The organism is Paenibacillus camelliae, from assembly GCF_023715345.1.
Taxonomy (GTDB): Bacteria; Bacillota; Bacilli; order Paenibacillales; family Paenibacillaceae; genus Pristimantibacillus; species Pristimantibacillus camelliae.
In genome coordinates this window covers 553,877-575,125 of the sequence record NZ_JAMBNY010000001.1, presented here as the reverse complement: position 1 = coordinate 575,125, position 21,249 = coordinate 553,877, and the positions used below count along the sequence as shown (strand labels likewise).

General features: G+C 44.1%; 20 protein-coding genes. All 20 read left to right on the top strand.

All coding sequences use genetic code 11. The features are described from left to right. Positions 1-118: 118 nt before the first annotated feature. The 20 genes from M3180_RS02715 (at position 119) to M3180_RS02620 (ending at position 21,221) form a co-directional block, all read left to right on the top strand. A complete protein-coding gene (locus tag M3180_RS02715) occupies positions 119-2,074 on the top strand; it encodes a stage V sporulation protein D (protein WP_251665679.1) in 1,956 nt (651 codons plus the stop codon). 239 nt (positions 2,075-2,313) lie between these two features. Continuing rightward, positions 2,314-3,723, top strand: coding sequence for a UDP-N-acetylmuramoyl-tripeptide--D-alanyl-D-alanine ligase (locus M3180_RS02710; protein ID WP_432806891.1), 1,410 nt, complete (start codon positions 2,314-2,316; stop codon positions 3,721-3,723). A 4-nt stretch (positions 3,724-3,727) separates the two neighbouring features. Beyond that, positions 3,728-4,684: a phospho-N-acetylmuramoyl-pentapeptide-transferase gene (gene mraY, locus M3180_RS02705; RefSeq protein WP_251665677.1), complete on the top strand. Its 957-nt coding sequence runs from the start codon at positions 3,728-3,730 to the stop codon at positions 4,682-4,684. Between the two features lie 808 nt (positions 4,685-5,492). Continuing rightward, entirely contained in the window at positions 5,493-6,944 is a 1,452-nt protein-coding gene (murD, locus tag M3180_RS02700; protein ID WP_251665676.1) for a UDP-N-acetylmuramoyl-L-alanine--D-glutamate ligase, read from the top strand. 45 nt (positions 6,945-6,989) lie between these two features. Then, positions 6,990-8,087: a stage V sporulation protein E gene (gene spoVE / locus M3180_RS02695; protein WP_251665675.1), complete on the top strand. Its 1,098-nt coding sequence runs from the start codon at positions 6,990-6,992 to the stop codon at positions 8,085-8,087. Positions 8,088-8,092: 5 nt separating this feature from the next. Beyond that, positions 8,093-9,214: an undecaprenyldiphospho-muramoylpentapeptide beta-N-acetylglucosaminyltransferase gene (gene murG / locus M3180_RS02690; RefSeq protein ID WP_251665674.1), complete on the top strand. Its 1,122-nt coding sequence runs from the start codon at positions 8,093-8,095 to the stop codon at positions 9,212-9,214. 152 nt (positions 9,215-9,366) lie between these two features. After that, the gene (gene murB / locus M3180_RS02685; protein WP_251665673.1) at positions 9,367-10,272 is read left to right on the top strand and encodes a UDP-N-acetylmuramate dehydrogenase; all 906 of its coding nucleotides are present in this window, start codon (positions 9,367-9,369) and stop codon (positions 10,270-10,272) included. A gap of 15 nt (positions 10,273-10,287) precedes the next feature. Continuing rightward, positions 10,288-11,571, top strand: coding sequence for a UDP-N-acetylglucosamine 1-carboxyvinyltransferase (murA, locus tag M3180_RS02680; RefSeq protein WP_251665672.1), 1,284 nt, complete (start codon positions 10,288-10,290; stop codon positions 11,569-11,571). Between the two features lie 49 nt (positions 11,572-11,620). Further along, a complete protein-coding gene (locus M3180_RS02675; RefSeq protein WP_251665671.1) occupies positions 11,621-12,397 on the top strand; it encodes a cell division protein FtsQ/DivIB in 777 nt (258 codons plus the stop codon). Between the two features lie 292 nt (positions 12,398-12,689). Then, complete coding sequence (ftsA, locus tag M3180_RS02670) at positions 12,690-13,937, top strand: cell division protein FtsA (protein WP_251665670.1); 1,248 nt, start codon at positions 12,690-12,692, stop codon at positions 13,935-13,937. Positions 13,938-13,954: 17 nt separating this feature from the next. Continuing rightward, a complete protein-coding gene (ftsZ, locus tag M3180_RS02665) occupies positions 13,955-15,049 on the top strand; it encodes a cell division protein FtsZ (RefSeq protein WP_251665669.1) in 1,095 nt (364 codons plus the stop codon). A 279-nt stretch (positions 15,050-15,328) separates the two neighbouring features. After that, a complete protein-coding gene (gene spoIIGA / locus M3180_RS02660) occupies positions 15,329-16,270 on the top strand; it encodes a sigma-E processing peptidase SpoIIGA (RefSeq protein ID WP_251665668.1) in 942 nt (313 codons plus the stop codon). A 14-nt stretch (positions 16,271-16,284) separates the two neighbouring features. Beyond that, complete coding sequence (gene sigE, locus M3180_RS02655; protein ID WP_251665667.1) at positions 16,285-17,007, top strand: RNA polymerase sporulation sigma factor SigE; 723 nt, start codon at positions 16,285-16,287, stop codon at positions 17,005-17,007. A 53-nt stretch (positions 17,008-17,060) separates the two neighbouring features. Further along, positions 17,061-17,441 (top strand): hypothetical protein, encoded by a 381-nt coding sequence (locus M3180_RS02650; RefSeq protein ID WP_251665666.1) that lies wholly within the window; start codon positions 17,061-17,063, stop codon positions 17,439-17,441. A 133-nt stretch (positions 17,442-17,574) separates the two neighbouring features. After that, positions 17,575-18,357, top strand: a complete 783-nt coding sequence (gene sigG / locus M3180_RS02645) for an RNA polymerase sporulation sigma factor SigG (RefSeq protein ID WP_251665665.1) — start codon at positions 17,575-17,577, stop codon at positions 18,355-18,357. Positions 18,358-18,583: 226 nt separating this feature from the next. Continuing rightward, positions 18,584-18,865, top strand: coding sequence for a PRC-barrel domain-containing protein (locus M3180_RS02640; RefSeq protein WP_251665664.1), 282 nt, complete (start codon positions 18,584-18,586; stop codon positions 18,863-18,865). 41 nt (positions 18,866-18,906) lie between these two features. Then, positions 18,907-19,752, top strand: a complete 846-nt coding sequence (pgeF, locus tag M3180_RS02635; protein ID WP_251665663.1) for a peptidoglycan editing factor PgeF — start codon at positions 18,907-18,909, stop codon at positions 19,750-19,752. Positions 19,753-19,758: 6 nt separating this feature from the next. Further along, positions 19,759-20,472 carry a YggS family pyridoxal phosphate-dependent enzyme gene (locus M3180_RS02630; protein ID WP_251665662.1) on the top strand — a complete coding sequence of 238 codons (714 nt, stop codon included), beginning with the start codon at positions 19,759-19,761 and terminating at the stop codon, positions 20,470-20,472. Then, positions 20,469-20,915, top strand: coding sequence for a cell division protein SepF (locus tag M3180_RS02625; protein ID WP_251665661.1), 447 nt, complete (start codon positions 20,469-20,471; stop codon positions 20,913-20,915). The genes M3180_RS02630 and M3180_RS02625 overlap by 4 nt, the downstream gene beginning before the upstream one ends. Before the next feature lie 33 nt (positions 20,916-20,948). After that, positions 20,949-21,221 (top strand): YggT family protein, encoded by a 273-nt coding sequence (locus M3180_RS02620; RefSeq protein ID WP_251665660.1) that lies wholly within the window; start codon positions 20,949-20,951, stop codon positions 21,219-21,221. The last annotated feature ends 28 nt before the right edge of the window (positions 21,222-21,249 follow it).

Genomic DNA, 21,249 nt, shown 5'->3' with positions numbered 1-21,249 from the left:
AGTCTTCTCCTTCATTTTATTTGGCAGCGTGAGTGTTCTATCTTGTCCTACAGTTGAATACGCATGAAAAGAGAGTTGTTAAAATCATCATGCAGATTCAGGCGATAGGGGGATAGAGATGAAGGTATCAAATGTAACGGTAAGAAGAAGGTTGTTTATTATATTGATGATTGCCATCGTCGCGTTCATCGGACTTATTGTGCGACTAAGCTATGTCCAGCTTATTAAAGGAGCTGAGCTGTCAGAGAAGGCAGAGGATTCATGGCGGCGTGATATTCCATATGTCGCTAAGCGAGGTGAGATATGGGATCGCAACGGTGTCCGGTTGGCATATAGTATAAGTACTCCTACGATTTGGGCAGTACCAGTACAAGTCAAGGATAAGGAAGGTACGGCCAAAGCTCTTGCTCCACTGCTTGGAATGGAAGAAGAGGACGTCCTCGAAAAGATATCGAAAAGAGAAATGAATGTAAAACTCGGTCCTGGTGGCCGGAAGATGTCGCCCGAACGAGCAGCCGAGATTCGAGCATTGAATCTACCTGGTATCGTCGTAGCAGAGGACAACAAACGCTATTATCCGTATGAGCGGTTGGCTGCACATTTGCTAGGCTTTACAGGGATCGACAATGATGGCTTAACGGGCCTTGAGTTAACGCATAATGACAAGCTGAAAGGTGTAGGGGGCATGGTGAGCTTCTTATCCGATGCAGCAGGTCGGCAGATGCCTAATTCCTCCGATACATACGTTGCGCCTCAAGAGGGCTTAACGCTGCAATTAACGATTGATCAGCAGATTCAGACGGTTATGGAGCGGGAGCTCGATCAAGCGATGACGGGACTCAATGCTGATGCGGTAATAGCGATAGCTATGAATCCGAATAGCGGCGAAATACTTGGAATGGCAAGTCGTCCAACCTATAGCCCAAGCGAATATCAAGAGGTGGACCCGATCGTGTACAACCGCAACCTTCCGATCTGGATGACCTACGAGCCTGGTTCAACCTTTAAAATTATTACACTCGCAGCTGCTCTTGAAGAAAATAAAGTCAATCTCAAAAACGAGAAGTTCTATGATGGTGGTGCAGTGGAAATAGGCGGGGCAAGGCTTCGTTGCTGGAAAAAAGGTGGACATGGTAGTCAAACCTTTTTGCAGGTTGTTGAAAACTCCTGTAACCCTGGCTTCGTAGAGCTAGGTAATCGTCTAGGCAAGGATAAGCTATTTGAATATATACGTAACTTTGGCTTTGGCTCTAAAACAGGCATAGACATTGGCGGTGAGGAAAACGGCATACTATTCAAGCTAAGTCAGGTCGGTCCAGTGGAGCTCGCTACCACCGCATTCGGACAAGGGGTTTCTGTTACACCAATCCAGCAAATTACTGCCGTATCAGCAGCGATTAATGGAGGCACATTGTATAAGCCGTATGTCGCCAAGGCGTGGATTAATCGAGAGAGCGGTGAAGTAGTCCAGGAGATCGAGCCTACAGCTGTTAGAGAGGTTATCTCAGAAGCTACGTCGAAGCAGGTGAGAGAGGCATTAGAGAGCGTTGTCGCGCTAGGCACCGGTAGAAATGCCTTCATTGATGGCTATCGTGTTGGAGGGAAGACAGGTACAGCGCAAAAGGTTGTAAACGGTCGCTATTCTACATCGGAGCATATCGTTTCCTTCATCGGCTTCGCCCCTGCAGACGATCCACAGATTGTCGTCTATGTTGCGGTAGACAATCCAGAGGGGATACAATTTGGTGGTGTGGTGGCAGCCCCGATTGTCCGCAATATTATGGAGGATGCGCTACAAATTTTAGAGGTACCAAAGCGTGAAACACAAATTGATCGCTTATACCGCTACGGTGAAACGCCAGTTGTTAATGTTCCAAATCTAGTAGGCAAGACGATAACTGAAATTTATGAAGATTTGAATATGAATTTTAACCTAACGAGCTCAGGCACGGGCAATACGGTCATTAAACAAGCTCCTGCTGCAGGGGAGAGGGTGGAGCGCGGCTCTACGATTCGAATATACCTTGGAGATGAATCGGATTTACCGGAAGGAGCGCTTCATTCTCACAACTAATGACCTATTGTTTTTAGGCAGTTGGAAGCATAAGCGAGAGAATAGCTTAGAAGTTTTCATTTGATTCTCTCGCTTGTCGTTTTCACATGCTATAATAAAAAAGCATGTTTCAGCGTTATTGAACATAATTGTTAAAAAAAGCTATTGAATTGGCAAGCTAATGCGCGGTAGTATATTGTTCGGGCTATATGTGGAAGGAAATCATTAGTCTTTGCATGCAGATCATGATGAAGGAGTTAATGACATTGATAAGAAGAACCATTGCGCAGCTCACAGACATGAGTGGTGCAATATATAAAGGAGAGCTGAAGGAGCTCATCGTAGAGGGAATTAAAAGAGATTCAAGATCGACAGAGGGTGAGCTGTTCATTCCACTAACAGGCGATCGCTTTGACGGACATCAGTTTATACACCAAGCGATCGAGAATGGAGCAAAGGCTGCTCTGTGGAAAAAAGGAGTTCCTGTTCCAGACGATCTTGAGCACTTCCCATTTCTATTCGTTCGTGACCCACTTGCTGCGATGCAAAAGCTAGCGATGAGCTATCGTGGCGAGCTGTTTACTCGTGTTGTGGCAATTACAGGCAGTAACGGGAAGACGACTACGAAGGATATGACAGCAGCGCTGCTTAGTACGACTTATAACGTAAGAAAAACAGAAGGTAATTTGAATAATCATATAGGATTGCCACATACAATTCTTGCTTTAGATGAGGATACGGATGTTGCTGTCGTTGAGCTTGGTATGAGTGGTTTTGGCGAAATTGAGCTGCTATCAAAAATCGCGCAGCCTGATGTGGCTATTATAACGAACATCGGGGATGCGCATATGCAACAGCTTGGCAGCAGAAGAGGCATCGCCCAAGCGAAGCTTGAAATTATTCACGGCTTGGGAGAGGAAGGAATATTCATATACAATGGTGATGAACCGCTGCTAGAGGAAGAAATGGCGAAGCTGTTCATGCCAAGCACAATTGAGAAGAAAACGTTTGGACTTGGCGAAGCCAATGAGTGGTCGGCTGATCATATTGTACTTGATCCTGTGAAGAGCACGTTCGAGGTGCAATATATGGGCAAGTCCTGCAGTGTTGGACAGCAACAAATTATGATACCAGGCCGTCATAATGTTAGTAACGCCCTTGCCGCTATTGCGGTTGCTCGGTTGTTTGGTGTTCCTGCGGAACAAATTAGCGAAGGCTTTCAATCGATGCAGCTTACAGGCATGCGAATTGCACCGTCAACAGCGTTCAACGGAGCTACACTGCTCAATGACGCCTATAATGCCAATCCGACAGCGACTAGAGCGGCGATCGAGCTAGTAGGCAGTCTAACTGGCTTTAGGAAGAAGTGGCTAGTGCTTGCAGATATGCTCGAGCTCGGTCCAGATGAAGAGAAGCTTCATCGTGAGATGGGAGAATATGCCGATGCCTCCAAGGTCGATGCTGTCATCGCTTGTGGCGAGTTAGGTAAGTACATTGTAGAGGGTGCTCGCGCTCATTTTAACGAGGAAGAGCAGCTACAACATTTTAATACAAAGGAAGAGCTAATTGCTTGGCTTCTGCCCCGTGTAAAGCCTGAGGACCTTGTGCTTGTCAAGGGTTCTAGAGGTATGAAGATGGAGCAGGTTGTCGAAGCTTTGGAAAAGGGGTGAGTGTATGGACATGATGGTCATTTTATTATCATTAGGAGTTTCCTTCATACTAGCAGTCTTATTCGGACCACTGTTCATACCGTTATTAAGACGATTAAAATTCGGACAGCAAATTCGTACGGACGGTCCACAAAGCCATTTGAAAAAAAGCGGAACACCTACAATGGGTGGCATCATCATTATGCTTGCGCTGCTTATTACATTTATTAAGTTCGCAGAGATTAGTAGTGAGTTTTGGGTGTTGCTTACCGCATCGCTTGGCTTTGGTATCGTCGGATTTTTAGATGATTATATTAAAATTGTATTTAAGCGTTCATTAGGTTTAACAGCTAGACAAAAGCTAGTCGGTCAGCTTATATTCTCTGTCATCGTCTGCTGGCAGTTATATAATATGGGCCACAGCACGGAGCTGCTTATACCTGGAACTACTGCTGGCATAGATCTTGGTTGGTTCTATTATCCATTCGTCGTTATTATTATGTTCGCGGCAAGTAATTCAGTGAACTTTACGGATGGTGTTGACGGACTGCTCGCTGGTACAAGCGCCATTGCGTTTGGTGCTTTCACTATTATCGCGCTGAAGGTTGTGGAATATGATGCAGCAATCTTTTCAGCTTCGATGGTTGGAGCGGTGCTTGGCTTCCTCGTTTACAATGCGCATCCTGCGAAGGTGTTCATGGGGGATATGGGCTCGCTAGGTATTGGCGGTGGTATTGCTGCAGTAGCGATCCTGACAAAAACGGAGCTTCTGCTTATTCTTATTGGCGGTGTATTCGTACTAGAAATGCTTTCTGTTATTATTCAGGTTACTTCCTTTAAGCTACGTAAAAAACGTGTATTCAAGATGAGTCCCATTCATCACCACTTTGAACTTTCAGGCTGGTCAGAATGGAAGGTCGTAACGGTGTTTTGGTCGGTGGGATTATTGTTAGCAGTTATAGGATTAATGTTCATTTTATAGAGGAAGTCAAAAAGTCCGGCTTTGATCACGAAGCTGGACTGAATGTTTATTCGACTGCGAATATTGAATTCAGCCGAGTCTTCCAGTGCTCACGTACCAACTACGTACGCTGCGCTCCTCAGACTCTAGCTTCATCCAATCTTCTTGGTGCTGAAAGCCGAGCTTTTTGAACCTTATTTGAAGGGAAGTCAAAAAGTCCGGCTTTGATCACGAAGCTGGACTGAATGTTTATTCGACTGCGAATATTGAATTCATCGGGATTTTCCGGTGCTCACGTACTAACTAACGTACGCTGCGCTCCTCAGACTCTAGCTTCTTCCAATTACAGCGTTTTGAAAAAAACGCACATCGGAAGCAGATGCCTTGGTGCTGAAAGCCGAGCTTTTTGAACCTTATTTGAAGGGAAGTCAAAAAGTCCGGCTTTGATCACGAAGCTGGACTGAATGTTTATTCGACTACGAATATTGAATTCATCGTGGAACATGCTTCCGAAGTATGTTTTCTACGAAAACATTGTAGGTGCTCACGTACCAAAACAAGTTAATGCTTTCGAAGTCGTTTTCTTCGAAAACGTTTAGCTGCGCTCCTCAAATCCCTAGCTTCATCCAATTACAGCGTTTTTGAAAAAAACGCACATCGGATGCAGATGCCTTGGTGCTGAAAGCCGAGCTTTTTGAACCTTATTTGAAGGGAAGTCAAAAAGTTCGGCTTTGATCACGAAGCAGTAATGAAAGAATTTTCGACATCTATATTGGATTATTTTCAATTAACACATCAAATGTACATATTGTCAAAGTGAGGTCTTAATATGAACCATCCGTCACAGTATATAAATAAAAAAATAGTAGTATTAGGCTTAGCTAGAAGTGGCGTTAGTGTAGCCAAGCTGTTTCATCAGCTTGGAGCAATTGTCACGGTTAATGATCGAAAAACACGTGAGCAGTCTCCTGAGGCTGCAGAGCTTGAAGCATTAGGAATAGAAGTGATATGTGGATATCATCCTGACGATTTGGTTCAGGCAGATACTGCATTACTAGTAAAAAATCCAGGAATTCCATATTCAGCGCCGCCTATAGTACGTGCGCAGCAATTAAATGTAGAAATCATTACAGAAGTAGAAGTAGCATATTGGGTTAGTCAAGCTCCGATTATCGGTATTACGGGCTCGAATGGGAAGACGACAACGACGACACTCATTGGCAAGCTGCTAGAAGCAGCCCGCTTGCAGCCTGTCGTTGGCGGAAATATTGGTTTGCCATTGTGTGAAATTGCAAGAGAAGTAACGAAGGATCAATGGATTGTAGCCGAGCTTAGCAGCTTTCAGCTGAAAGGAACTGCTAAGTTCGCACCTAAAATCGCTCTTATTCTAAATATTGCGGAGACACATCTCGATTATCATGGAGATTTGCAGGATTATATCCGTTCGAAAGCGAAAATATTAGACAATCAGAATAAAGATGATGTTGCTATTCTGAATTGGGATGATCCCGTTACGCGAGAAATGATTACTCATTGCCGAGGCATTAGCTTTCCGTTCTCGATCTATGAGACGCTTGAGAAGGGGGTATATGTCGACCCGCCATATGAACCAATTCAGGCAGGGGAGCCATTGCCTGACGCAGCCGAGGAAGCTGCAGCGCGTCACATTATGTATCGCATGTCGTCAGACGTTGAACCTAAGTCACTTATGCCTTTGCACATGCTAGGCATACCAGGGCGTCATAATGCGGCAAATGCGCTTGCGGCAATTGCTGCATGTCTTATGGCAGGAGCTGCCCCAGAAGCGCTTGTAAAGCCGCTTGAGCTCTTTAGAGGTGTAGAGCATCGTTTGGAATTTGTGAGCGAAGCTAATGGCATCACATTTTATAATGATTCGAAGGCGACAAATGCAACGGCGACAATTATGTCGATCCGTTCCTTATCAGCGCCTATTGTTCTTATTGCAGGCGGATTAGATCGAGGCTCAGATTATGCTGAGCTGGAGCCTATCTTCCGTGATCGTGTAAAGGGACTTGTTGCTTTAGGCGAAACTAGAAGCAAGCTAGAAGCGGTTGCTAGTCAGGCAGGTTTAGAAGAGGTGAGACTCGTCGAACCTAAAGCTAGTGCCGAGGAAACGCTTGACGAGGCGGTGAAGCTGGCAGCACAACTAGCGGTCGAGGGAGACATTGTGCTGCTGTCACCTGCGTGTGCGAGCTGGGATATGTTTTCATCTTATGAGCAAAGAGGAAGCATGTTTAAGAAATCGGTGCATACCTTGTAAGTAGGGGGCTAGTCCCTACTTCGTATATGTAGAGGTGTGTAAGATATGGTTAAGGCTCGCTCTGCCCCAGACATTTGGCTTTTAATATCCATTCTGCTAATTTTGGGAATTGGACTAATGATGGTGTATAGCGCCAGTGCAGTAAAAGGTTTTCATGAATTCGGTGATCCATTTTACTTTTTAAAGCGCCAAGCCATATTTGCTGGCTTAGGGCTTGTATCGATGCTGTTTTTATCACGTGTAAACTATACATTATGGAAGAAATTAGCACCAATTTTGCTGCTTGTTTGCTTTGGCTTACTCCTGCTCGTATTGATCCCGGGTATCGGTGTCGTACGTGGTGGAGCACGCAGCTGGCTGGGCATAGGCTCCTTCGGCATACAGCCTTCGGAATTTATGAAGCTAGCAATGGTTATTTTTCTAGCAAAATGGTTATCGATTGAGCAGCAGAAGATTACGCAATTTACGAAGGGCTTGATGCCTCCATTAGCTCTCGTGTTTGTAGCTTTTGGCCTAATTATGCTTCAGCCTGACCTAGGTACAGGTGCAGTCATGGTCGGTGCGTCGATTATTCTGATCTTTACCGCAGGTGCAAGGCTCATTCACCTAGGTGGACTTGCAATGATTGGGGTTGTCGGCTTTGTTGGGCTAATTATTGCTGCTCCCTATCGTCTGAAACGTATCACCTCCTTTTTAGATCCTTGGGCAGATCCACTTGGTGGAGGCTATCAGATTATTCAATCATTATTTGCTATAGGACCTGGAGGCTTAGTAGGATTAGGGCTTGGAGCAAGCCGGCAGAAATTCAGTTATTTGCCCGAGCCACAAACCGATTTTATTTTTTCCATATTAGCGGAGGAGCTCGGCTTCATCGGTGGAGCGACGCTTATCCTATTGTTTTTAATCGTCGTTTGGCGAGGTGTCCGAACAGCGATTTCAGCGCCAGATACGTTTGGCAGCTTGCTGGCCATCGGCATAACGAGCATCATTGGAGTACAAGTGCTTATTAATATAGGCGTAGTTATTGGTATGATGCCAGTAACCGGTATAACCTTACCGCTAGTGAGCTACGGAGGTTCATCGTTAACGCTATTACTAACGGCATTTGGCATCCTGCTCAATATTTCTCGATATTCGAGGTGACTGACATGAAAATATTGTTAACAGGTGGAGGTACTGGTGGCCACATTTATCCTGCTTTGGCAATTGGGCAATACTTGAAGCAGCAGGACCCAGCAACTGAGCTGTTGTATATAGGAACAGACAAAGGAATGGAAAGTAAAATTGTTCCACGAACAGGCATTCCTTTTGAAAGTATAGAAATTACGGGGTTTAAGCGGAAACTGTCCTACGATAATGTACGGACAGTTATCCGTTTTTTACGGGGAGTATCGCGTTCTAAGCAGCTAATTAAACAGTTTAAGCCAGATGTCGTTGTAGGCACTGGTGGTTATGTGTGTGGGCCAGTCGTATATGCGGCTGCCCGCTTAGGTGTGCCCACCTTTATTCATGAGCAAAATGCAATACCTGGTCTTACGAATAAATTTCTTACCCGCTATGTTTCCCACGTTGGAGTCAGCTTTGAGGATTCCTTAGCTGCCTTCGCTAAGGCTAAGCAGGTAAGCTTTACAGGAAACCCTTGTGCCTCTCAAGTGCTGGAGGCCTATCCAGGTCGTGGCAGAGCATCACTAGAACTTGAGCCTAACCAACGCTATGCACTCATCGTTGGTGGAAGCCGTGGGGCAAAAGCACTTAACGAAGCTGTGATCGCTTTTGCTGAGGAAGAGGAGCTGTTGCAGAAGCTCGACTCATTCGTCATTGTTTTCGCTACAGGTGAAACGTACTATGAGAACACCTTGGAGAAATTAAGAGGAACTGCTGCGTTTGAACGCGGCAGCATTAAGCTCATGCCCTATATCAACAATATGGCTGAGGTGCTGACGGACGCTTCAATCGTCGTGAGCCGATCTGGAGCCTCATCGTTGGCGGAAATTACCGCGCTTGGTAAGCCATCCATCTTAATTCCGTCACCGAATGTTACGAACAATCATCAGGAGGCTAATGCAAGAAGCTTAGAATCTGTAGGCGCAGCGGAGATCATACTTGAGCGCGAGCTAAGTGGCAAAGCGTTGCTGGAGCGTATGGCTGCCTTGCTGCTTGATGAACACAGACTTTCTAAAATGTCACAGGCCTCTTTATTTTTAGCGGTGCCGGATTCTTCGAATCGTATCGCACTTGCATTAAATAGAATTAGAAAAAACAAACGATAAGATTGATTTAGGCGATTGTCACATAAATGAGTGGTAAGGCATAAGATACCGTATAATTCGTGATCAGAGCTATGCGGTGCCTGTGTTTCCACTCGTCGGACTGTGATTGCTTGAGAATGATGTGCAGCGATTCTCAAAAGGAGGAGAACATAATGAATCTATTTATAGAGGAGCTTGAAGAGCATCAAATCGGGGAATATCTCTTCAATGAGCCGCTATCGAAGCATACAACGTGGAAGATTGGCGGTAACGCTGATCTGATGGTCCTTCCTCAAGGCAAGGAACAGCTCATCAAATTAATCCAATTGCTGAATAAGCATAACCTGCCGTGGACGACGATCGGACGCGGCTCCAATATGCTTGTTAGTGATAAAGGATTGCGCGGCGTAGTGATAAAGCCTGGTAAAGGCCTGGATTATGCTCATTTTGAAGGCAATACAGTTACTGCTGGTGCAGCGTATTCCTTCATTAAGCTAGCCGTTACTGCTGGCAGACAGGGTTTAACTGGTCTGGAGTTTGCCGGAGGCATTCCAGGCACGGTTGGCGGCGCTGTCTATATGAACGCTGGCGCGCATGGATCTGATGTATCACGTATTTTTAAGTCAGCTGAAATTGTACTGTCAAACGGAGAATTGGTTACCTATTACAGCGAAGATATGAATTTCTCTTATCGCCACTCCATTATGCAGGAAATATCGGGATTCGTCATAGAGGCTACCTTCGAGCTTGCGAAGGGCGATCGCCAACATATTACTGCAGAAATGGCAAGGCATAAGGAACGCAGATTGCAAACACAGCCCCTACAAATGGCTTGTGCGGGGAGTGTGTTTCGCAATCCGCCGGGAGATTACTCGGCACGGTTAATTGAGGAGGCTGGCCTCAAAGGGTTCCAATGTGGAGGAGCACAAGTATCCGAGCTTCATGCCAATTTTATCGTCAACACAGGACAGGCGACAGCTAATGACGTTCTCGCTCTTATTACACATATTCAAGGCGTTATAAAGGAGCGTAATGGTATCCTCTTAATACCTGAAGTATTGGTGGTGGGCGAGCGGTAATTCGGAGGTGATACATTGGACAGATTGGTGATTGAAGGCGGAAAGCCTTTGTCAGGAACTGTTGTAATCCAAGGTGCCAAAAACGCGGTGCTGCCGATTATGGCTGCCAGTCTGCTGGCTGAAGGAACAACCGTACTCGAAAATGTTCCACATTTGCTTGATATCGAAGTGATGATCTCGATATTACGAGAACTTGGTTGTCGAGTAGAGCATAAGGGAAGTACGATTATCATTGACACAAAAGGAGCATCTGCTTCACATGTTCCGGAAGGGCTAATGAAACAGATGAGGTCTTCCATCTTTTTGATGGGACCATTGCTGGCGAAGTACGGCAAAACTCAAGTGTATCAGCCAGGTGGATGTGCAATTGGGGAGCGGAAAATCGATATCCATCTGGATGGTTTGAAGGCGCTAGGCGCAACGATTGAAGAAACAGGAAATACGATTCTTTGCAGAGCAGAAAAACTGATCGGTTCCGATATTCACTTGCATTTTCCTAGTGTAGGTGCAACGGAGAATATTATGATGGCGGCAGTTTTAGCTGAAGGTCGAACAACGATTACTAATGCTGCACGTGAACCGGAGATTCAAGATCTTCAGCATTTTCTTAATGCAATGGGTGCCAAGGTGCTCGGTGCTGGAACAGATACGATTACGATTGACGGAGTTAGCTCATTAAAAGCCTGTGAGCATAGAGTAATTCCAGACCGAATCGTAACGGGGACATTAATGATCGCAGCTGCTGCAACTCGCGGTCAAGTTACGCTACACAAAACCCAGCCTAGTCATCTCACGTCGCTTATTCATGTGATGCGCCGTGCAGGTGTTCAAATTCATGTTGATGGTGATATAATTAGAGTTGACAGCAGATTGCGCAGCAAGGCTGTTGAGAAAATTGTAACAGCACCATACCCAGCCTTTCCAACGGATCTGCAATCGCAGGTGATGGTTATGCTTGCTCTTGCGGATGGCGTTAGCGTCATTAAAGAAACGATCTTTGAAGGTCGCTTAAAGCATGTAGATGAGCTGGCAAGGATGGGCGCAGATATAAGAGTTGATATGAATACAGCCTATATTCGAGGTGTTCCTCGGCTATATGGTGCAACGGTAGAGGCGACTGATTTGCGTGCGGGTGCAGCTCTAGTTATTGCAGGGTTAGCTGCACAAGGAAAAACTGTAGTAGAGCGCATACATCACATAGATCGAGGCTATGATCGTATAGAAGATATGCTTTCCTTGCTAGGTGCCAAAATTACTAGATTAACAGCACTTTCTAAGAATGAGACCTATGCGCAGTAGACTTTGGAATGATAATCGGCTTCCTCATCATTGGTGAGGAGGCCGCGTTGTGTTAAGGAGTGGACAAGCGATGAATACCGATTTGCCAGTGCTAAAGGTACCTGAACCGAAAAAGAAAAGCAACAAAAAGCTTATAACGATAATTGTCATCTTATTTATTGCATTATTAATCATCGTGTTTTTTAACTCCTCGCTAAGTAAAATAACAGAAATCCAAGTTACCGGCGCGCAATTTACTAGCAATGCTGAAATAATAAATGATGCTGACCTTAAAGTAGGCGATTCATTTCTGTTCAGCTCAAGTAAAAAGATAAAAGAGTCATTGCTACGAAATAGCAGTATACAAAATGTCGATGTCTCCAAAAAGTTTCCGGGGATAGTAAAAATCAATGTGCAGGAATATAAGGTCGTTGCGTTCGAACTGTCCGAAAATGGTGATTTGATCGCATTACTTGCAAGCGGTGCGAGTGTCGTTACCAATAGTGAGCGTATGCAAATTATGGACAAGCCCATATTAACGGGCTGGCAGCCGGACGATATGAATAAAAAAGAACTGATGAAACAGCTCTCAACGATTGACAACGCATTGCTTTCCGATATTTCGGAGATATCTCCCATACCTTCATCTGCTTTTCCCGATCGAATTTTAATTTTTACAAGAACAAAATTCGAGGTGATTACAGCAATTAGTTTGCTGCGTGAGAAGGTAGGTACGATGAATGGCGTGATCGAGAGTCAAGCGCCAGGTCGACTTACGCTGCTTCTAGCTGATACATTTGTTCCGTTCGATATCGAAGCAGAAGAGGATGAATCTGGAAATGAGTAAAGTAAGCAAAAAGACACTACTCAACAGCTATAATCAATGGTAAAATTTTATGTGGGAATCTATCTAATCTTTTAAGTGAAACTTAATACCTATCTATTTTGGATTAACTCAAAATATAGGAAATTATTCCTACTTCTTATTAAAAGTTTCGAAAATAATGTTGAAAAAAGAGGGAAACCCACATATTTGTTGAATAGATGATAGTGGGCTTTCCACGAGTAAAAGTATAAGCGATCGAATATCAACTATTCATCGTTAAAACTATAAATATTTGAAACGGAGGTGCCGCGCAGTGAGCAACGGTGACATTATTGTCAGTTTGGACATCGGTACATCCAAGGTTCGAGCGATTATCGGTGAAATTAATAGCGATAATTCGATTAATATCATTGGTGTTGGTACAGCAGACTCTGAAGGGATTCGGAAAGGTGCAATTGTAGATATTGATCAAACCGTCCTGTCCATTAAAAATGCGATTGAGCATGCAGAGCGTATGGTAGATATCGAAATCTCAGAGGTATATGTAGGAATTCAAGGAAGCCATATAGGCGTACAGACGAATCATGGTGTCGTCGCAGTGTCGAATGAGGATCGTGAGATCGGAGAAGAGGATATTGAACGAGTACTACAGGCTGCCAAAGTCGTTACGTTACCGCCAGACCGTGAAATTATAAACCTTGTACCGAAACAGTATATTGTAGATGGATTGGAAGGAATCTCTGATCCAAGAGGCATGATAGGAGTAAGATTAGAAGTAGAAGCAACAGTGATTACAGGTGCAAAGTCAGCCGTACATAATCTCGTTAGATGTGTGGACAAGGCTGGATTAAAAATTAATGGTGTCATTTTACTAACACTTGCATCTGGCGTTATGACTTTATCTAAGGATGAAAAGGAAGCAGGAACGGCGCTCGTTGATATCGGTGGTGGTTCAACGACGATTGCGATCTATGAGCAAGGCGGCATAACCGCAATCTCATCGCTTCCAATCGGCGGACAATTTGTTACGAATGATATTGCCTATGGACTGCGCTCTCAAAGCGATCACGCGGAGAAAATCAAACTGAAGTTTGGCTGTGCGAATATCGAGGATGCAGCTGATGAAGTAAGATTCAAAGTGACACGTATGGGTAGCAATGTAGAAAAAGAATTCTCACAAAAGGATTTGGCGAGTATTATCGAGCCTCGTATGCAGGAAATATTCCAGCTTATTAAAGCAGAGGTTACTGCTCTTGGCTACGGTGATAAGGTTGATAGCTATGTGTTGACTGGTGGCTCCGTCTCCTTACCTGGTACGCTAACATTAGCACAGGCGGAGCTAGATGCAAGTGTTAGAATTGCTTTGCCTGATTTTATCGGTGTAAAGGACCCTTCTTATAGCAGTGGAGTTGGAATGATACAATATGTTTCAAAATACATGGGTGTCCGAGGAGCTAGCACTACAACGAAGAAGCCAGTTAGTCGCAAAGGAAACAATCCAGCTTCGTCCAAACCCCGTATGTTAGAACGAATAAAAAATATGTTTCAGGAATTTATTTGACAGGGGGAAGAGAATAGATGTTGGAATTCGACTTAGAACTTGAGCAGCTAGCTCAAATTAAAGTTATTGGTGTTGGTGGCGGTGGTAGTAACGCAGTAAACCGCATGATTGAAAACGGAGTAAAAGGTGTAGAGTTTATAACAGTAAATACTGACGCACAAGCGTTGAATCTAGCTAAATCAGAGCATAAGCTGCAAATTGGTGATAAGCTAACTCGCGGGCTTGGCGCAGGAGCGAATCCTGAGGTAGGTAAAAAAGCAGCAGAAGAATCTCGTGATCTAATTGCTAACCAGCTGAAGGGTGCGGACATGGTGTTCGTAACTGCAGGTATGGGCGGAGGAACAGGTACTGGTGCTGCCCCTGTTATTGCTGAAATTGCACGTGAATGCGGTGCTCTAACTGTTGGTGTTGTTACTCGCCCGTTTACGTTTGAAGGACGTAAACGCTTTGGACAAGCTGAATCAGGAATTGAAGCGTTAAAAGAAAAGGTTGATACATTAATTGTTATTCCGAATGATCGCCTTCTTGAAATCGTAGATAAGAAAACTCCAATGCTTGAAGCATTCCGTGAGGCAGATAATGTTCTCCGTCAAGCGGTGCAAGGCATTTCTGACCTGATTCAAGTTCCTGGTCTAATCAACCTAGACTTTGCTGACGTGAAGACAATTATGACAGAGCGCGGCTCTGCACTAATGGGTATTGGTCTAGCAACTGGTGAAAACCGTGCAGCTGAAGCGGCTCGCAAAGCCATTCAAAGCCCATTACTTGAAACATCGATTGATGGTGCACGTGGTGTTATTATGAACATCACTGGCGGCAGCAATCTGTCTCTTTATGAAGTTAATGAAGCAGCTGAAATCGTTATTTCAGCATCTGATCCAGATGTAAATATGATTTTCGGTGCGATTATTGACGAGGATATGAAGGATGAGATTAAAGTAACGGTCATTGCTACTGGCTTTGAGGCGAAGCAAGTGGAAGGACCTCCACGTCGCCCAGTGACACAAGCAACCGGCGATGCTGGCGATGCTGGAAAATCTCAATCTTCTAAACCTATTGGAACAAATCTATCGAGCGATTTGGAAATCCCTGCGTTTCTACGTCGTAAATAATAAGTAGGATGAATCCCCTTATGCTTTATTCGATACACAATCGAATGGAAGCTAAGGGGATTTTTTGTATGCATTTTTAAGATTAACTGCATGGGGATGATCCCCTATCATCGCACACTTCAACTGACAGCATATGCGAAAGTTTACCGTTCTTCTTTGACAAAAATAGAGTGAATAGCGTGACATAAACTGACAGACTTTGGAATAAATATAACCTATACTGTTTACATTGTTTAGATCTAGCATAGGTACGCAACAGCTGCATCGGAGTTGAAGTAAATGGCTATATATGCTGATATCATCTTTCTAAGAGAGCTTTTAGTAGACGGAATTATATTATTACTAACAGGCTGGGTACGCGGTGTACGACCGAAGCCTTGGAGACTGCTGACAGCATCCGCACTAGGAGCCATGTACACACTTGCCATGCTCATCCCGAGCTTAGGCGGCATGTATCACATATTGATAAAGCTTTTTATATCCTTTTTGATGATCTATATCAGCTTTGGCTATTATTCCTTGCAAACTTACCTAAGAGATTTAATAAGCTTCTATCTCATAAGCTTCGTATTAGCTGGAGGACTGCTCGGTATATATTATATGCTCATGAGCAGCTCGCAGCAGGTTTGGGCTAATCTTATTTTTATTGGTGGCGAAGTGACAACGAAGCTGCAGATGGGTACCTTCTATCTCATTGTATGCAGTATGGTTATTATCTATTTGTGGATGAATTTTGTTCGAAGTAAACGTAAACAGCAGCTTATGGAGCAGCATATTGCTGATGTAGAGCTTCACTTAGCTGGACAGGTCACCCATTGCCATGGACTTATCGATACGGGCAATCAGCTCTATGACCCATTAACGAAGACACCTGTCATGATTGTTGAAGTTAACCAGCTCGCTCATCTGCTGCCTTTTGCGCTAGTAGAGCAGCTCAAGCAAGGGGACATGAACCGTGTGCTAAGCACGATCACGGAGCATGAAGACATGGAGAAATGGCAGGACCGCATTCGAATCGTTCCTTATCGAGGAGTAAATCGAAACGCTCAATTTATGCTTGCTCTTAGACCTGATCTGGTCAGAGTTAAGCATAACGAAATCGTTTATGATGCCGCAAAAGTACTGATAGGATTTGATGGTGGACAGCTGAGCGCAGATGGCTCCTATCAAGCGATCGTTCATCCATCGTTAATGATTAATCAAACATCATCCGTAGGATAGGGAGGAATCGATACATGCTAGTTAAATACAAATTACGTATGCAGCTTACCTATTATAAGTTATTGCTGAAGCTGGGGTTAAAGTCCGAGACCATTTACTACATTGGAGGCAGTGAAGCGCTTCCACCTCCGCTTACTCGTGAAGAAGAGGAATATTTACTGCAGCGTTTGCCTACAGGAGACGAAGCGGTTCGATCGATGCTTATTGAGAGAAATTTGCGTCTTGTCGTGTACATTGCGAGAAAGTTTGAAAACACAGGCATTAACATTGAAGATCTTGTATCCATTGGAGCGATTGGTCTTATTAAAGCTGTGAATACCTTCGACCCCGAGAAAAAAATTAAGCTTGCAACCTATGCTTCCAGGTGCATTGAGAATGAAATCCTTATGCATTTACGAAGGAACAATAAAACAAGAACAGAGGTAAGCTTTGACGAGCCGCTGAACATAGATTGGGATGGCAATGAGCTGTTGCTCTCTGACGTACTAGGCACAGAAAACGATACGATTTATCGAAATATTGAGGAGCAAGTAGATCGCAAGCTGCTGCAAAAGGCATTGGAAAAGCTATCTGATCGTGAGCGGGTGATTATGGAGCTTCGGTTTGGACTAGCTGATGGTGAGGAAAAAACACAAAAGGATGTTGCAGACATGCTAGGCATATCTCAGTCCTATATTTCACGTTTAGAAAAACGTATCATTAAGCGTCTTCGAAAAGAATTCAATAAAATGCTTTGACGTTCAGGTATTGTAACTTGAGATGTACAATGCGAGAGGAAGTGTAGCAAGTCATGCCGTTCACAACAATGTCCAAGGACATGATGACGCTTGAATACGCCGGTTATCACCTTACGATATCTAATCTGGAGCTAAAGCGCGATGCTCAGGCAGTCATTGTTAAAATGAACATCTTGAATAGCGGAACCGTAGAGAAGGTATTAAGCAGTAAATATTTTGTGTTAGCTGCGAATGATCAAGAGGTGTGTCCACATGCCAGCTACTTAAGTGAGCCTGGCAGACCAGGCATGCTATGGACATGGAAAAGGCTAAAGCCAAGTGAAGCATGCACGATTATTATGCGTTATCCTCGAGTAAACAGCTCAGAGCAATTTGCATTAAAAATGATTTATCGGCAATTCATACATACGATAAAACATTTTTATCCTATGTGAAAATTATCTTTTTTATGAGCAGGCTGCTTCGTTAGAGGCAGCCTGCATTCTGTCGCAAAATGTCAAAATAGGAATAAAATCATCCCCCAAGGAGATAATGAATGTTAATGTTTCCCCTTGGGAGGTAATGAGAATGACCCGTAATAAAGTTGAGATTTGTGGCGTAGATACCGCTAAACTGCCAGTGCTTACTAACGTTGAAATGCGCGAATTGTTCACAGCTCTACAAACCCGAAATGAGTGGGGGGCTAGAGAAAAATTAGTTAACGGGAATTTAAGATTAGTTCTCAGTGTGATTCAGCGATTTAACAATCGAGGCGAATTCGTAGATGATTTATTTCAAGTCGGTTGTATCGGCCTAATGAAAGCTATTGATAATTTTGATTTAGGTCAAAACGTAAAGTTTTCTACTTACGCTGTTCCGATGATCATCGGTGAGATTCGCAGATATTTGCGCGATAACAATCCGATACGAGTATCGAGAAGCTTACGTGACATTGCATACAAAGCACTGCAGGCACGTGACAGCCTAACGAATCAATTTTCACGTGAGCCAACTGTTCATGAAATATCAGAGTTGTTAAATGTACCAAAGGAAGACGTTGTGTTTGCTCTCGATGCGATACAAGATCCGGTTTCGCTTTACGAGCCGATCTTCAATGACGGAGGCGACCCTATCTATGTGCTTGATCAAATTAGTGATGATAAAAACAAGGACATTACATGGATCGAGGAGATCGCTCTACGTGAGGCGATGCAGCGATTAAATGAGCGGGAAAAAATGATCTTATCTATGCGATTTTTTGAAGGTAAAACGCAGATGGAGGTAGCAGAAGAAATCGGGATTTCGCAGGCTCAAGTGTCGCGCTTGGAAAAGTCAGCTATTGGACAAATGCAAAAATACGTCAACACTTGATCCTTTGCCTGCAAAGCGCTTGTCATCCATGGTATACGAGCAAACTATATGTGATGACACAATGTACGAGGCTAGTTAAAACAAATTTAATTGCATTACGAAGCATGGTAACGTCAGTCAAGCTGCTTAGGAATATTCCTAGGCAGCTTTTTTATCGTACAACTCCAGAAATACTTTGCTTTTACCCATCATATACTAGGGCATAGCGATGAAGGAGCGTGAGGTCATGAAAATATCAGATTTTCAGTCCAAGGATGTGATTAATATTGTGGACGGGAAGAAACTAGGTAATGTTAGTGATATTGAGCTTGATCTTAGACAAGGAAAGATTGATGCGATCGTTGTCCCACAGCTTCAGCGAATGTTTGGCTTTTTTGGTTCTACAGGCTCAGAAATTGTGATTCCATGGCGTAACATTGTAAAAATAGGGCAGGATGTCGTGCTTGTGCGGCTAGAAGAAACAAAAAATCTTCGAAATGAAACCGATGATTTGCATGTGCAAACATAACAGGATACACTAAAAACATGAACACACATGGGGTGAGAGGCTTGGAACCGTTTGTAAAGCATCAATCTGAGGAGCATCAGCTGCTGCTCTCGCAATGGATGGAGCATAATCAACAACTAACCGTAGGCTTTACTACTCGCAATGGTGGTGTAAGTAAGACGCCTTTCGATACATTTAATATTGGATTGCATGTCAATGACGATGCAGAAGACGTGCTGCTTAATCGTCAAAAATTAGCACATAGCGTTGGCATGAGCTTTGAGGCTTGGACCAATGGTGAGCAAATTCATAGCAATCAAATCGCGATTGTGACAAGCAAGGAGCGGGGAAGTGGCCGCAGCAGTATGGAGGATGCGATAAAAGGAGTGGATGGCCTACTTACGAATGAGCCTGATATATTGCTAACCTCCTTCTATGCGGATTGTGTACCGCTATATTTTTGGGATGCAGAGCACCAGGTCATTGGTCTTGCTCATGCAGGCTGGAAGGGTACAACAGCGGCTATCGGAAAGCAAATGATAGACACAATGAGTACGGTCTATCATTCTAAGCCTGAGCAGATTCGCTGTGCGATTGGACCAGCAATCGGAGCATGCTGCTATGAAGTGAATCACGTCGTTATCGACCGAATCGAGGAGCTTTGGCATACGCTAGAGCTTCCTGGGGAAGCGTTAGCATCTGTTTTTACAAAAAAACAGGCAGGCCACGCGCATATTAACTTGAAAGAAATAAATCGACAGATTATGATAAAAGCAGGAATAATGCCGAGTCATATCGAAATAAGTGAGTGGTGTACCGGCTGCTCTCGACAATTGTTTTATAGTCATCGCATGGAGAATGGCAAAACAGGTCGCATGGCAAGCTGGATTGGAATTCGAAAAGGGTGAGGCAAGATGAGCATACAGGAGCGAATATACAACGTGCAGAAGCGGATTGAAGCCGCTGCAGCTCGCTCTGGACGAGCAGTTGAAGATATTCATGTTGTGGGCGTAACAAAGTATGTATCGACAGAGCGTACAATTGAAGCTTTGCAAGCAGGTGTTAACGAGCTAGGAGAAAATCGCTGGCAGGTGGCAAAGCCGAAATGGGAATACATACATGAGCATAAATCAGAGCTGCCAGATCCGATCTGGCATTATATCGGTTCACTGCAAAGCAATAAGGCCAAGGAGGTAGTCGGTCGCTTCGACTACATTCACTCGTTGGATCGCCTTTCGCTGGCAGAGGCTATACAGAGACAAGCTGAAAAAGCAGACCTTACAGTAAAATGCTTTGTACAGGTTAATATTTCTGGAGAAGCATCAAAGCAAGGACTTCCTCCAGAGGAAGTACTGGACTTCTTACAGCAATTAGAGCGTTTTGATCGAATTATACCCGTTGGATTAATGACGATGGCGCCATTCGAGCTGAAGGCCGAGGAGACTCGTCCTGTATTTGCAGGGTTAAGACAGCTTCGAGATAACCTGCTTGAGCAATTAGGCGACGCTTGCACATTAACTGAGCTTTCGATGGGCATGTCCAATGATTTTGAGGTCGCCATTGAAGAAGGGGCAACCTACGTGCGGCTTGGCACAATACTTATTGGAACAGAGGAGGATGAACAATGAGCGTATTTGGTAAATTCATGAATTATTTCGGGTTGCAGGAGGAAGAAGAAATTGTAGAGCGTGAACGAATTCCTGCACAAGACGAGCAAGAAGTCGAAACGAATCCCTTTGAACAACGTAAACAATCTAGAAATACACATCTAACAAGCGTTGGCGGCAATGTTGTTAGCTTGCACACACAAAAAAATACACGTATGGTGCTGAGTGAACCAAAAAGCTATGATGAAGCTCAGCAGATTGCAGACGAGATTCGCAACCGCCGTTCAGTTGTCGTTAATTTGCAGCGTGTACGTTCAGATTTGGGCTTGCGTATCGTAGACTTTTTATCAGGTACAGTTTATGCGCTAAATGGGTCGATTTCCAAGCTTGGACCGAACATTTACTTGTGTGCACCTGAATCCGTTGAGGTTCATGGTTCAATAACGGAGTTAACGACCGAATAATAATTACACAAATGAGGTGACACACTTTTGTATATGACGATTAGTTCCATTGTATCAACGCTTTTTACGCTGTATTACTATCTCATTTTGGCCTATATTTTGATGTCATGGTTCCCAAATGCTCGTGAGAGCTCCATAGGTCAATTTATCGGCAAGCTGGTAGATCCGTATCTAGCGATTTTCAGAAAATTTATTCCGCCAATCGGCGGCATGCTGGACATTTCACCGATCGTTGCCTTTATTGCACTTCGATTTATTCAATCCGGTGTATTCTACTTAATCGATTTGTTGTTCGGTCGGGGATAGCAGTACCGTGTTAATTACTTTTCTAAGG

Excerpts from the sequence above, each read along its gene's own strand:
- M3180_RS02715 (WP_251665679.1), top strand. The coding sequence starts at position 119 with ATGAAGGTATCAAATGTAACGGTAAGAAGAAGGTTGTTTATTATATTG.
- M3180_RS02710 (WP_432806891.1), top strand. The coding sequence starts at position 2,314 with ATGACATTGATAAGAAGAACCATTGCGCAGCTCACAGACATGAGTGGT.
- mraY (WP_251665677.1), top strand. The coding sequence starts at position 3,728 with ATGGACATGATGGTCATTTTATTATCATTAGGAGTTTCCTTCATACTA.
- murD (WP_251665676.1), top strand. The coding sequence starts at position 5,493 with ATGAACCATCCGTCACAGTATATAAATAAAAAAATAGTAGTATTAGGC.
- spoVE (WP_251665675.1), top strand. The coding sequence starts at position 6,990 with ATGGTTAAGGCTCGCTCTGCCCCAGACATTTGGCTTTTAATATCCATT.
- murG (WP_251665674.1), top strand. The coding sequence starts at position 8,093 with ATGAAAATATTGTTAACAGGTGGAGGTACTGGTGGCCACATTTATCCT.
- murB (WP_251665673.1), top strand. The coding sequence starts at position 9,367 with ATGAATCTATTTATAGAGGAGCTTGAAGAGCATCAAATCGGGGAATAT.
- ftsZ (WP_251665669.1), top strand. The coding sequence starts at position 13,955 with ATGTTGGAATTCGACTTAGAACTTGAGCAGCTAGCTCAAATTAAAGTT.
- spoIIGA (WP_251665668.1), top strand. The coding sequence starts at position 15,329 with ATGGCTATATATGCTGATATCATCTTTCTAAGAGAGCTTTTAGTAGAC.
- sigE (WP_251665667.1), top strand. The coding sequence starts at position 16,285 with ATGCTAGTTAAATACAAATTACGTATGCAGCTTACCTATTATAAGTTA.
- M3180_RS02650 (WP_251665666.1), top strand. The coding sequence starts at position 17,061 with ATGCCGTTCACAACAATGTCCAAGGACATGATGACGCTTGAATACGCC.
- sigG (WP_251665665.1), top strand. The coding sequence starts at position 17,575 with ATGACCCGTAATAAAGTTGAGATTTGTGGCGTAGATACCGCTAAACTG.
- M3180_RS02640 (WP_251665664.1), top strand. The coding sequence starts at position 18,584 with ATGAAAATATCAGATTTTCAGTCCAAGGATGTGATTAATATTGTGGAC.
- M3180_RS02630 (WP_251665662.1), top strand. The coding sequence starts at position 19,759 with ATGAGCATACAGGAGCGAATATACAACGTGCAGAAGCGGATTGAAGCC.
- M3180_RS02625 (WP_251665661.1), top strand. The coding sequence starts at position 20,469 with ATGAGCGTATTTGGTAAATTCATGAATTATTTCGGGTTGCAGGAGGAA.
- M3180_RS02620 (WP_251665660.1), top strand. The coding sequence starts at position 20,949 with ATGACGATTAGTTCCATTGTATCAACGCTTTTTACGCTGTATTACTAT.